Below are 13,353 nucleotides of genomic sequence, written 5' to 3' on the forward strand. Positions count from 1 at the left end.
CTGAGTTAGATTTCCGTCAGTTTGAGTTAGATTTCCGTCAGTCTGTGTTGGAAATCCGTCAGTCAACTGGTGCTCGGGGCGGCAGTATGGCGACGGTGACGTTCGTGGTATGGCTTATCGTTGGAATATGAGTGATTTTGAGCCGTTCTATGACGTGAATCGCACCTATGAAGACAACTATGCTCAGGGGCCGTTCGGCGCGTTCGCCGAAGCACTGAAATCCGGTACCGCAGGCGAAGAGGAGGAGCTCGGAAAGGCGGGCGAATCCTTCCTTGGTCAGCCGGTGAACCTGGCGTTCGGTATTCCGGCGGGCCCGCTGCTCAATAGCCGCTACACTACGGCGGCCTTCCGCATGGGCTTCGATCTGGCCACCTACAAGACTGTGCGCTCGCGAGCATGGGGTTGCAACCCATTCCCGAACGTGCTCGCCGTGCATCCGACTTCAGCCGATGGTTCGCTGACTCCGGGCAGCGCCGAACTGGATGAAGGTGTGCTGGCCGATACTAATTACGAGCAGCCGATTTCCATCTCCAATAGTTTCGGCGTGCCGTCGCAGAATCCAGACGTATGGCAGCCGGACATGAAGGCCGCCATTGCTGCCGCCGGTCCCGGTCAGGTGCTGGTGCCGAGCTTCCAAGGCTCGCGCGTGGAAGGTATGAGCGAAGAGGACTACATCGCCGACCACGCCACCACTGCGCGTCTGGTTAAGGAGACCGGCGCGAAGTTGATGGTGATGAACACCAGCTGCCCGAATGAGGGACACAATCGTTTGCTGTGCCACAATCCGCTGCTCGTGGGTCGTATTACCGAGGCGGTGAAGAACGAGATTGGCGATACGCCGCTGATGATCAAACTGGCGTTCATTCCGAGCGACGATGACTTGGAACTCATGGTGCGCTCCACTGTGGGGCGTGGCACGGTTCAGGGATTCAGTACGATTAACACCATTTCCGCGAAACTGGTGGATAAGGACGGCAATCAGGCGCTGCCCGGCGCCGGCCGTGATCGCTCCGGTGTATGCGGCAGCGCGATTCGTGGAGCCGGTCTGGAGATGGTGCGCCGACTGGCTGCGCTGCGTGAACGTCTGGGGCTTGATTTTGCTATCAACGGTGTGGGTGGCGTGGTTTCGCCTGAGGACTACGCAGCATATAAGGCTGCCGGAGCGGACTCGGTGATGTCTGCCACCGGAGCCATGTGGGATGCTGAATTGGCTCATAAGATTAAGGCAAGTCTGTGAGCTGCTCGTCGGTTTGATTGCGAATAGACTGCCTAAAAACAGGTTTGCCCCGGCTGAAAGAGCTTCAGTCGGGGCAAACTCGTTTACAAGGGGTTGATTTGGGGATATCGGAATATCTATCTGCGTTACAAGGGGTTCCTTTGGTGCGAAACCGTGGATAAAAACCGGACTCTCGCAACGTTATTTCGCCGTTTTGGGGTTGTCGCTACTTAGGCAACAACCCCTTGTAACGCAGAAAGACCTCCGGCGGCCCGTAAATCAACCCCTTGTAAACGAGATAGGCTTTTTCCTAGGGAGTAGCGCGGCAATTACGCTTCGGCGGCGGCCTTCATGGCCACGGCGCCCACGTAATAGACCGGCTTATCGAAGTTCGGCTGGAACAGGAAGTCCACGTTCGCCAACTGGTCGATGGTAAAGCCGGCCTGAATCGCCATGGAAATCACGTTCGCGGCACCGGAAATATCCGCCTTGGAGCAGAACTGGCCGCCCTTGACCTTGCGGGTTTCCGGATCCCAGGTGAGAATCGAAGTGACCGGAGTGGTGGTGAGCATGAAGTCCGGGCGGTAGTCCTCGGTGAGCTCGGTCTCGTGCACGGTAAGGCCACGGCGTTCGGCGCCGGCCTTGGTCAGGCCCGAAGCGGCCAGTGACAGATCGTAGAGCTGCACGGCGGAAGTGGCCTGCGTGCCCATGTACTTCACGGTCGGCTTTTCGATATTGCGGCCCACGAGCAGACCCTGGCGTACCGCGTTGGTGGCCAGCGGAATGTAGTCATGCTTGCCGGTCGGGTTATAGAACACGGTGGCCGAGTCGCCGGCGGCATACACGTCCGGCACGGAAGCCTGCATGTAATCGTCAACGATGATGGCACCGTTCGGCAGCATATCCACCTTGCCCTTAAGCAGGTCGGTGTTCGGCAGGAAGCCTACGGCCAGGATTGCCATCTCGGCCGTGTACTCACCCTTTTCGGTGACCACGGTCACGGTATTGTCCGGATTGTCGCGGAATTCCACCACTTTCTGGCCAAGGGCCAGCGTCACGCCGTGCTCCTCGAATGCGGCGGCAACCTGATCGGTGATGGACTTATCGAAGTTGTTGGCCAGCGGGCGGTTCAAACCGTCCACTAGCGTGGTCTTGACGCCCGTCAAGCTGAACTGCTCGGCAATCTCCGCGCCAATGTAACCGGAGCCGATTACGACAGCGGACTTGGCGAGCTTTGCCTTCTCCTTGATGGCGATGGCATGATCCCAATTCTTGCACAGCAGCACGTGTGGGCTGTCGATACCGGGGATTGGCGGAATCACGGGGCGGGAACCGGTGGTCACGACAAGTTTGTCGAAGGCGAGCGTCTCCTCGGGAGCGTCGGCGCCGTCCGAGCCATCTTCGAGCGAACGGTAGGTAAGCGTCTTGCCCACCGGGTCCACGGAAGTCACATCGGTACGCATGTGCATGGTCGCGCCAGCTTGTGCCAGAGCCTCGGGGGAGGAATAGAACATCTTCTTCGGGTCGGAAACATGGTCGCCAACCCACAGCGCGATGCCGCAGGAGAGGAAGGAGAGCGTGCCATTGCGCTCGAAAACGTGGACGGTCCAATCCGGATGCTCGGCGAGAATGGAAGTGGCGGCGAACGTGCCGGCGTGCGTGCAGCCGATAACGGCGACGGTGGTCATAAATGCTCCTTTGCTTGTGGCCTAGGCGTCAATTGCCCTGCCTCGAATCGTAGCGTAGGGGGCTGGAGAATGCTGCGGCAGAAAATGTGAGGTAGATTACATTGTGTGCGCTGTGCATTGCTGGTGATGGTGCAGCCTGATGCTCACCAAAGCTTTGCAAAGTTTGGCTCGCGGCGCATTTCACCGAGTGCGCACATGGGTTATGGCAAACTAGACTCTAGTGTTTTTGATCGCACAGCCGTACGTAGATAATGCGTACGTAGGTATATAGGAGAGTGGCGTGGCTGAGAATACGAATGATGTGCTGCATGTTGAAGGCGGTAAACCGCTGAACGGCACCATCAAGGTCCGTGGCGCGAAGAACTTCGTGAGCAAGGCCATGGTGGCCGCGCTGCTTGCACCGGGCAAGTCCGTGCTGAAGAACGTGCCGGAGATTCGCGACGTGCATGTGGTGTCCGACTTGCTGCGCCTGCATGGCGTGAGCGTGGACGTGGATGGTGCCAACGGTGTGGTGACCATCGACGCCTCCCATGTGCAGCTGGCCGACGTGGCCGACGTGGACACGCTGTCCGGTTCTTCCCGCATCCCGATCCTGTTCTCTGGTCCGCTGGTGCATCGTCTGGGTGAGGCATTCATCCCGGCGCTCGGCGGCTGCGCAATCGGCGGCCGTCCGATTGACTTCCATCTGGAGACCCTGCGCAAGCTTGGCGCCACGGTAGATAAGGAACACAAGGACGGTATTCATATCACCGCTCCCGACGGCCTGCATGGCGCGAAGATTCATCTGCCGTACCCGTCCGTAGGCGCTACCGAGCAGACGTTGCTGGCTGCTGTGCTTGCCGAAGGTAAGACCGAGCTGTCTGGCGCTGCAATCGAGCCGGAAATCATGGACTTGGTGGCTGTGCTGCAGAAGATGGGCGCGATCATCTCCGTGGACGTGGACCGTACGTTCCGCATTGAAGGCGTCAAGGAGCTCAAGGGCTTCACACACACTTCGCTGACCGACCGCATCGAGGCCGCCTCGTGGGCATCCGCCGCCCTCGCCACGCATGGCGACATCTTCGTCAAGGGCGCCACCCAGCCGGAAATGATGACCTTCCTCAACGTGTTCCGCAAGGTCGGCGGTGAGTTCGACGTGACCGACAAGGGCATTCGCTTCTGGCATCCGGGCGGCGACCTGCACCCGGTGGCCATCGAAACCGACGTGCACCCCGGCTTCATGACCGACTGGCAGCAGCCGCTCGTGGTGGCTCTGACCCAGGCGAACGGTCTGTCGATCGTGCACGAAACCGTGTACGAGAACCGTTTCGGCTTCACCAAGCCGCTCGTGCAAATGGGTGCAACCATCCAGCTGTATCGCGAGTGCCTCGGCTCCCTGCCGTGCCGCTTCCAGCAGCGCAATTACAAGCACTCCGCCGTAATCTTCGGACCGACCCCGCTCACCGGACGCGACATCGACGTGCCGGATCTGCGCGGCGGCTTCAGCCATCTGATCGCTGCGTTGGCGGCCAAGGGCCCGTCCAACGTACAGGGCATTAGCCTGATCGACCGCGGTTACGCCGACTTCCGCGGCAAGCTGGAAGCTCTCGGTGCTGATTTCGACTGATAACCTGGCTGATTATTTGCTATTGACTCCCCTTGGTGCGAATCGAGGGGAGTTTTTTGTACTCCCCTCAGAGAGGGGAACCGGTAGTGGATTTAATCCTTGAACTTTCTGCTGAGTGGCACTGAGACTACAGCACCAATCCCCAGCAATCCAGCGGAAATCAGCAGCACTGCAGCCACCGGCATATGATCGAACGCCCAGCCATATTCCATCTGACCCAACGGTTGCGCACACATACTGATGGCAGCCACCATCGCCATCACCTTGCCGGTCATCGCATCCGGTGTATTGAGCTGAATAGTAGGCAGTGCAATCAGATTCGAGAAGCAGCTAGCGATCATCGTGCCGAACGTGAAGCCAACCAGCACGATGAGCTTCACCCAAGCGGAAACCGGCAGCAGGAATACCAAGCCTTGCGGTAGCAGCGACAATGCCAGCGCGATCATCGACAACGGGAATTTGCGCATCGTCAGTTTCGCGGCGAAGAATCCGGCGACAAACGCGCCAATCACACCGGAAACACCCACCAAGCCATCGGCGACGCCATACACTGTGGCATCAAAGCCGAGCACCGTGCGAATCACATAGGGGAAACCGACTGCCGCATTGCCAATAATCACAAAGTTCAGTCCGGCGGCAAACAGCAGCAGCGCAAACACATTCGGCCGGTCTTTGATGAGGAACCGGATGCCGGCTTTCAGATCTTCGATCGGCGTGGGCAGCTCCTCGTCGCCTCGGTCGGGCGCGGCAAGTCGGATAAAGCATTCGAGCGTGGCGGCCGAGGCAAAGCTCACGATGGCGATCGTCATCATCGGTTGGATGCCGGTCAGCGAATACAGCACGCCGCCGAGGAAGCTCGGCAGTAGTGAGCCGAGCTGCTGCACCTGATTGACCACGGCCATGGCCTTGCGCAAGGTGCTTTGCCCATGTTCGCGGAACATTTGGGGGAGTGCGGCCTGCACGGTCGGGGTTTCGAATGCGCCAAGCATGGCGAGCAATACCTGCATGGTGCCGATGGCCACGAGACTGAAGCCGATAGTGGCGAAAACAAGCGCGCTTGCCAACACGAGTACGGCGGAGATGGCGTCGAGCGCCACCATGATGGTGCGGCGATTGATGCGGTCGGCCAGCACGCCGCCGAACGGGGAAAGAATGATCGTCGGCACGATGGAGATGGCCAGAATCGATGCGAACACGGTGGCGGAACCGGTTTCATCGAGCACCCACATGGCCATCGCGAAGCGCAGCATCAGATTGCCGAACAGGGAGATGCCTTGCCCGGTGACGAGAAGGATGAAGTCACGGCCCAGGAGTGGGGAGTGATGCGCAGACGATGTCATGGTGTTTCCTTTGGTATTTGGTAGTCGTTTTCCCGAATTTCTCTCACTGACTGCCGCTCAGTGAGAGAAATTCGGGAGATGAAAGGTGGGTGGGTGACATGGGTGGGGGATGAGCTGCGGCGCTAATTGCGAAACGCCGCGTAGAACTTGTAGGTCTGTTCAATGAGCTCGTCGTTGAAAACCGGGATGTTGATGGCGTTGAGCATCGCGGCAAGGCACTGGATGCGATGTTTGAGTTGCGCGTGATTGGCTGGGTAGAAGCGGGTGAGCAGCCAATAGTTGGCGAGCAGTGAGATCAGTTCGGCGGCCTCCTGCGGGTATTCGGTGGGGATGGAGCCGTCGCGCATACCTTCCTCGATGATTGGTAGCCAATGCTTGGGCAGTTCGGTGGCCCAGAAATTCAGGTTTGATGCGAGCGTAGTGGGATCATCAAGGAAAGGCAGTCCAGCTTCATTGAGTTTCCGGTGCTCTTCATTATTGATGGCGACGGTGAACAGTGCACGCAATTTCTGCAGTCCGTTGAGATCGTCGCGGGCCATGACATGGTCGCGCTCACCTTGGCTGTAGTCCCAATCCGCGCTGTTGAGTCGGTCGAGGATGGCTTCTTTGGATTTGAAGTGATGATAGATCGCGCCTTTGGAAAGGTTACCGAGCCGGTCCACGATGTTTTGGATGGAGGTTTTCTCGTAGCCCTGTTCCATGAACAGGTCGCGCGCGGCCTCCAAAATACGCCGCTCGGTGACCTCGGGATGTGCGTTGCGCGCCATGTGCGTCTCCTTATGAACTGTCGATGATGTGCGAAGCGACAGTTCTCCTCAGTCTGCTTCGTGTCCGGCTTCCCTCCGGGAGGGAGCCAAGTCTGTTGCGTTATTCTGGCTCGCACTATACATACCGTCGGTCGGTATGTATAGGCGTGCGGCGAGCCCATACATGGCGCAACGGTCCGGGATAGGCGATGATGTGGCGGTATGTATTAGCAGGGAATCAGCGCGGTGCATACGAAAGAGTGGAAAAGGGTGACCGCGTAACGCTGTTGGTCCGCATGACTCGTCCGCATGGCAGCCATGAGTCTCAGTATGTTTGACGGTGATTTATTCATCCGACTTAGAGCCTCGGACACTGTCTGTGTTCCCGGTATCCTTAGAAGAATGAGCCCTGAAGCGTTAAGTGAACTGATTTCCAAGATTGCCCATAATCTCGTCGCAGCCGGTCAGGCCGGCACATTGACCGACGAGTTGATTCCGCCCGTCGAAAAGCTGACTGTGATGCGCCCGAAGGACCGCGCACACGGCGACTGGGCCTCCAATATCGCCATGCAGCTGGCCAAGAAGGCTGGCATGAAGCCGCGCGATCTGGCCGAGCCGTTTGCCGCCGCGCTCACCGAGGCGGATGGCATCAAGTCCGTGGAAGTGGCCGGCCCTGGCTTCATCAACATCACCCTTGATTCCGCGTCCGCCGCAGCCGTGGTCGATCAGGTGCTGAACGCGCCCGCCGACGAGCATGGCATCTCCACGTTCGGCCGCAACAATCACCTGTCCGGCAAGACCCTGAACCTTGAGTTCGTCTCCGCCAACCCCACCGGTCCGATTCACATCGGCGGCACCCGCTGGGCCGCCACCGGCGACTCGATGGCCCGTGTGCTTGAGGCCAACGGCGCCAAGGTGGTGCGCGAATACTACTTCAACGATCACGGCGAGCAAATCAACCGCTTCGCCAAGTCGCTGGTCGCCGCCTGGGCCAACGACAACAATCTGGGCGAGGCCGGCTACCAGACCGAAACGCCATTCGATGGCTACAAAGGTGCTTACATCGATGAGATCGCCCGCCGCGTGGAGGCCGAAGCCAAGGCCGACGGTGTGGAACTGACCGCGCTGCAGCACAAGGATCAGGGCCTGAACGCCGATGGTGAGCCAATCGGCGAGTCCGATTCCGAGGTACGCGAAGAGTTCCGTAAGCGCGCGGTTCCGATGATGTTCGATGAGATTCGCAAGTCCATGAAGGACTTCCGCGTGCACTTCGACGTCTGGTTCCACGAGAACAGCCTGTATCAGGACGGCGAAGTCGATCGCGCTATCGAAGTGCTGCGAGAACGCGGCGACATCTACGAGAAGGATGGCGCCACCTGGTTCGAATCCACCAAGCATGGTGACGACAAGGATCGCGTGATTCTGAAGTCCAACGGTGAATTCGCCTACTTCGCTGCGGACATCGCCTACTACTGGAACAAGCGCCACCGCGCCACCGATCCGGCTGACGTGGCCATCTACATGCTCGGTGCGGATCACCACGGCTACATTGGCCGCATGATGGCCATGTGCGCGGCCTTCGGCGACAAGCCGGGTGAGAACATGCAGATCTTGATCGGTCAGCTGGTCAACGTGCTGAAGGACGGCAAGGCCGTGCGCATGTCGAAGCGCGCCGGCAACGTGGTGACCATCGACGATCTGGTGGAAGCCATTGGCGTGGATGCCTCTCGCTACTCGCTGGCTCGCACCGACTACAACTCCCCGGTGGACATTGACCTCAACCTGCTCGCCTCCCACTCCAACGACAACCCGGTGTACTACGTGCAGTACGCACACGCTCGCTCCTGCAACGTGGACCGCAACGCTGAGGCCGCCGGCATCTCCTACGAAGGAGCTGACCTGAGCCTGCTCGACACCGAGGCTGACGGCGAAGTGCTCGCCGCACTCGCCCAGTGGCCTGCACTGGTGACTCTGGCTGGCGACGCTCGTGCCCCGCACCGCGTGGCGCATTATCTGGAGGATCTGGCTGCCGCCTACCACAAGTGGTACAACGTCGAGCGCGTGGTGCCGATGGCGCTGACCGATCCGGAAACCCGCGGTGATGACGCTGAGGCTGTGCGTATCGCCAAGGCTCCGGAGCCAGCTCGTGCTGCAGCCCGCTTGAAGCTCAACGACGCTGTGCGCAACGTGATTGCCGCCGGCCTTGACCTGCTCGGCGTTTCCGCACCCGAGAAAATGTGATGGCCTGACGGCCATCGCAGTATTCCGCGACGCTCACGACGCTATCGCTGTTCGCTGCTACGGACAGTCCACCGGACTGTCCGTCCTGAAAAGATGTGATGAATTATGCCTATTACTCCAATTTGGCCGGCTGCTACGGCCATCAACGCTGACGGTGCTATTACCTTCCACGGCCGCAGCGCCGAATCACTCTTGGATGAGTTCGGCTCGCCGCTGTACCTCATCGATACCGACGAGGTAAACGAGCGCGCGCATCACTTTGTGCGTGCCGCCGCCAACGCCTTCAACAACTCCACCACCCATGTGAGCTTCGCCGGCAAGGCCTTCCTGTCCAAGGAAATCGTGCGCCTCGTGCTCGCAGCCGGCATGTACGTGGACACCTGCACGATGGGTGAGATGAAAATCGCCCTTGCTGCCGGCGCTCCCGGTCGCCGACTGGTGCTGCACGGCAACAACAAGTCAGACGAGGAAATCGCACTGGCCATCGAGCAAGGCTTCGCAAAAATCGTCGTTGACGAGCCCGAAGAGCCTGAGCGCATCGCTGCCATCGCACGAAAGCTCGGCAAGCGTGCGCGCGTGATGCTGCGCGTCACCGTGGGCGTGCACGCGGGCGGTCATGAATACATTTCCACCGCGCACGAGGACCAGAAGTTCGGCGTACCGCTGCTGCCAGCCGGCGCGAATGCCGCAGTACTGGATGCTGCATTGGCGGATCTTACTGATGTGACTCCAGCGGTCACCAATGCGCGATTCGCTGAGCATGCGGAAGCTGCAGCCGAGGCCGCCAACACTGCCGAGGCAGCCGGTGCAGTCGGCCATAAAGGTGAACGCAAGCTGCAGTACGACCTGAAGTACCCGTACGATCTCTCGCACGAGCAGGTTTCCGAAAAGGACAAGGTGCTGGCCGAAGCGATGACCGCCATTGCGGACGGCCCAGCCATCGCCGTGCTGAAGACCATCCTGACCAATCAGGATGTGCTCGAACTGGTGGGCGCGCACTCGCACATCGGCTCCAACATCCACGATGCCGACGCATTCATCCAAGCCGGCAAGCGCATGATGCTGCTGCGCAAGACCCTGTACGCCACCGACGCGTTCACACTGCCGGAAATCGATCTGGGCGGCGGCTACTCCGTGGCCTACACGGACGGCGAGGATTCGATGGATATCGACGTGGAACTCGCCCGTCTCGCCGACGCCGTGGCCTCCACCAACCGTGCGCTCGGCATGCCGGCACCCGCCATCAGCTTCGAACCGGGCCGCTACATCGTAGCGCCGGCCGGCGTGACCCTGTACCGAGTGGGCACCATCAAGCATGTGCAGTTGAGCGGCGAAGGCGACCACACACCTAAGGATTCCGCAGGCAACCCGATCAGCGAACGCGTGTACGTGTCCGTGGACGGCGGCATGTCCGACAACATCCGCCCGGCGCTCTATGGCGCCGACTACACCGCGCGACTGGCCAACCGCAAGGGCTCCGAGGAGACGATGCTGGCCCGCGTGTGCGGCATGCACTGCGAATCCGGCGACATTGTGGTGCACGAGGTGCGTCTGCCCGCCGATTTGAAGCGCGGCGATATTCTCGCCGTGCCGGTCACCGGCGCATATGGCCGCACGATGGCGTCGAACTACAATCAAGCGCTGATTCCAGCTGTCGTGGGTGTGAGCGAGGCCGGCGCGCATGTGATGCTGCGCCGCCAGGCCATCGACGATCTGCTGGACCTCGACGTCAGCGAGTGAGTCTGCGGGCGGGCTGCTCAAGCGAATGGACGATTTCCGGCCGCTGTAGCAATCAATCCGTACAATGGCCATGGGATAACAAGCTTGTTTTGGAAGGATTTGAAGTGGCAGAACTGAACGAAACCCCGATTCGCGTAGGCCTGCTGGGTGCAGGCACCGTCGGCTCCCAGACCGCCCGACTGATCGTTGAGCAGAAGGACGAGCTCTCCGCTCGCATCGGCCGTCCGATCGAACTGACCGGCGTGGCCTGCCTCGACCCGAAGGAAACCGAAAAGTTCCCGTGGATCGACCAGTCCATCGTCACCACCGACACGATGAGCGTGGCCACCAACTCGGACATCGTCATTGAGCTGATCGGTGGCACCACGGTGGCACGCAAGTTCGTGCTCGCCGCCATCGAATCCGGTGCTTCCGTGGTCACTGCGAACAAGGCGCTGCTGGCCAAGTACGGCCCGGAAATCTACGCTGCCGCCGAAGCCAAGGGCGTTGACATCTACTTCGAAGCCGCTGTGGGCGGCGCGATTCCATTCCTGCGCCCGCTGCGCGAATCCTTGGTGGGTGACAAGGTAACCAGCATGCTGGGTATCGTCAACGGCACCACCAACTACATTCTCGACGAAATGACCACCAAGGGTCTCCAGTTCGACGATGTGTTGAAGGATGCTCAGGCCAAGGGTTACGCCGAAGCCGATCCGACCGGCGACATTGAGGGCTACGATGCCGCGAACAAGGCCGCCATCATGGCGACGCTCGGCTTCCACACCCCGGTGACCATCGACGATGTGTCCGTGGAGGGCATCACCAAGATCACGGCCGACGACATCGCCGCAGCCACCGCCGAAGGCAAGGTCATCAAGCTGCTCGCCGTGGTGGAGAACGGTGAAGCCGGCGTATCCGCTCGCGTCTACCCGGCGCTGATTCCTGAATCCCACCCGTTGGCTTCCGTGCACGGTTCCTTCAATGCGATCTTCGTCAAGGCTGAGGCAGCAGACGATCTGATGTTCTACGGCCGCGGTGCCGGCGGCGCTCCGACCGCCTCCGCAGTGGTGGGTGACGTGGTGACCGAGGCTCGCCACATCGCAGCCGGCTGCACCGGCCCCTCCATTCCGCTGTACAAGGACCTGCCCAAGGCTCCGGCCAGCGCATCCAAGGCCGCATTCGCGGTGCGCTTCCTGATTCACGACAAGCCGGGCGTGCTGGCTGCCATTGCCGCCGAGTTCGCCAAGAACGGTGTCTCCATCAACGGTGTGAATCAGGATTTGAAGCCCACGATGACCGATCCTGGTTACGATGGCGAAATCCAGCAGCTGCGTGTGGTCACCCACCTGACCGACGAAGAGACGCTGCGCGCAACCGTCAAGGCCGTACAGTCGCTTGACTTCGTGACCGGTGAGCCGTCCATCCTGCGCGTACTGGACTAAAAAGACCTGCGAGCTTTCATAGCAGCGAGCAGCAATAGTGTCGCATGCAGTGCGATGGTTGGCGCTGATGGAAATGGCTCCCTCTGATGAGGGAGCTGCCAACGAAGTTGGCTGAGGGAGAGACCTATGAATCCGATTTGTACTCAGGTGCGCGTGCGCGTGCCGGCCACGTCCGCCAATCTGGGCTCCGGCTTCGACACCGTGGGTTTGGCGCTCGACTACCATGACGAGCTCACATTCACACTGAACCCGGATCCCACCGACGGCATCGCCCACGTGTTCATTCACGGCGAGGGCGAGGACACGCTGCCACGCGACGAAACCCATTTGGTGGTCTCCACCTTCCGCCGCGCTTGCGCCACATTCGGTCTGGGGCGCGTCGGTTTCACGCTCGAAGCCACCAACAACATTCCGCAGGCTCGCGGCATGGGCTCCTCCGCCGAAGCCATCGTGGCCGGCATTGCGGCGGCCGCCGCTTTCGCCCAGCCGGGTGAGCTCAACCGTCCGGCTATCTTCGACATGGCCGCGCAGATTGAAGGCCATCCGGATAATGTGGCGCCGGCCGTGTTCGGTGGTCTCACGGTGTCTTGGGACTTCGCCACGGCTGAAGGTGTCGGTTCGGTCGCCATCCCTGGCGGTGAGCCGCTGCATGGTGGTTTCCATACCGTCAACTATCCGGTCGACCCGGCCATCACCGCGGCCGTATTCGTGCCGGATTACGAGTTGTCCACCGAGAAGGCTCGTCAGGCTTTGCCGAAGGACGTGCCGCACAAGGACGCCGTATACAACGTGTCCCGCGTGGGCCTGCTGCCGGCCGCGATGAACCCGGTGGTGCTGGCACAGGCCGAGGCTCAGGGTGGTGCCGATGCACTGGGTACTGGCGCTGCGGGTGCCGCTCAGGTGACCCCCGCCGCATTCGCCACTGCGGCGGCGCAGGCCAACGCCTTGCTGTTCACGGCAACGCAGGATCGCTTGCACCAGCCGTACCGTACGCCACTGATGCCGCCATCATCCGAACTGATTGAGCTGTTCCGCGCCAAGGGCTACGCCGCCGCCGTTTCCGGTGCCGGCCCATGCGTGCTCGTGCTGCACTACGGCAACGCACGCGAAGCCATCGACCAGGTGGCCGCAGCCCAGCTGGCATCCGGCCACTGGCGTGTGCTGCACCTGCCCATCAACACCAAGGGCGTCGAAATCGAACGCCGATAGTCGTGCTGTATCGGGCTCTCAGCTCGGCCAGGCTGATTTTATCGCTAAACAGACACTATGTATGCGGCTGAACGAAGCATCCGCATACATAGTGTCTGTTTTGGTATGGGAATCCTCACTAAGTATGCGGGATTATGGTCGAGCCG

The 13,353-nt window shown here is 60.5% G+C and carries 9 protein-coding genes; 6 read left to right on the forward strand and 3 right to left on the reverse strand.

The features are described 5' to 3' along the window. Positions 1–127: 127 nt before the first annotated feature. Complete coding sequence (locus JS530_RS09230) at positions 128–1,237, forward strand: beta/alpha barrel domain-containing protein (protein WP_214376873.1); 1,110 nt, start codon at positions 128–130, stop codon at positions 1,235–1,237. A gap of 308 nt (positions 1,238–1,545) precedes the next feature. On the opposite strand, the gene JS530_RS09235 is transcribed toward JS530_RS09230, so the two are convergent. Next, positions 1,546–2,904 carry an NAD(P)/FAD-dependent oxidoreductase gene (locus JS530_RS09235; protein WP_214376874.1) on the reverse strand — a complete coding sequence of 453 codons (1,359 nt, stop codon included), beginning with the start codon at positions 2,902–2,904 and terminating at the stop codon, positions 1,546–1,548. Between the two features lie 280 nt (positions 2,905–3,184). On the opposite strand from JS530_RS09235, the gene murA reads away from it, so the two are divergent. Beyond that, positions 3,185–4,510 (forward strand): UDP-N-acetylglucosamine 1-carboxyvinyltransferase, encoded by a 1,326-nt coding sequence (murA, locus tag JS530_RS09240; protein WP_214376875.1) that lies wholly within the window; start codon positions 3,185–3,187, stop codon positions 4,508–4,510. A 92-nt stretch (positions 4,511–4,602) separates the two neighbouring features. Here the strand turns inward: murA and JS530_RS09245 are convergent, their stop codons facing one another. Together JS530_RS09245 and JS530_RS09250 are read right to left on the reverse strand one after the other, a co-directional pair. After that, complete coding sequence (locus tag JS530_RS09245) at positions 4,603–5,850, reverse strand: MFS transporter (protein ID WP_214376876.1); 1,248 nt, start codon at positions 5,848–5,850, stop codon at positions 4,603–4,605. A 122-nt stretch (positions 5,851–5,972) separates the two neighbouring features. Further along, on the reverse strand, positions 5,973–6,617 hold the full coding sequence (locus JS530_RS09250) for a TetR/AcrR family transcriptional regulator (protein ID WP_214376877.1): 645 nt from the start codon (positions 6,615–6,617) through the stop codon (positions 5,973–5,975). A gap of 381 nt (positions 6,618–6,998) precedes the next feature. On the opposite strand from JS530_RS09250, the gene argS reads away from it, so the two are divergent. The 4 genes from argS (at position 6,999) to JS530_RS09270 (ending at position 13,207) form a co-directional block, all read left to right on the forward strand. Next, a complete protein-coding gene (gene argS, locus JS530_RS09255) occupies positions 6,999–8,837 on the forward strand; it encodes an arginine--tRNA ligase (RefSeq protein WP_214376878.1) in 1,839 nt (612 codons plus the stop codon). Positions 8,838–8,942: 105 nt separating this feature from the next. Continuing rightward, complete coding sequence (locus tag JS530_RS09260; RefSeq protein WP_214376879.1) at positions 8,943–10,577, forward strand: diaminopimelate decarboxylase family protein; 1,635 nt, start codon at positions 8,943–8,945, stop codon at positions 10,575–10,577. Positions 10,578–10,681: 104 nt separating this feature from the next. Continuing rightward, positions 10,682–11,998, forward strand: coding sequence for a homoserine dehydrogenase (locus tag JS530_RS09265; protein WP_214376880.1), 1,317 nt, complete (start codon positions 10,682–10,684; stop codon positions 11,996–11,998). Between the two features lie 126 nt (positions 11,999–12,124). Next, on the forward strand, positions 12,125–13,207 hold the full coding sequence (locus JS530_RS09270) for a homoserine kinase (RefSeq protein WP_214376881.1): 1,083 nt from the start codon (positions 12,125–12,127) through the stop codon (positions 13,205–13,207). Positions 13,208–13,353: the final 146 nt, after the last annotated feature.

Source organism: Bifidobacterium colobi (assembly GCF_018555455.1).
Taxonomy (GTDB): domain Bacteria; phylum Actinomycetota; class Actinomycetes; order Actinomycetales; family Bifidobacteriaceae; genus Bifidobacterium; species Bifidobacterium colobi.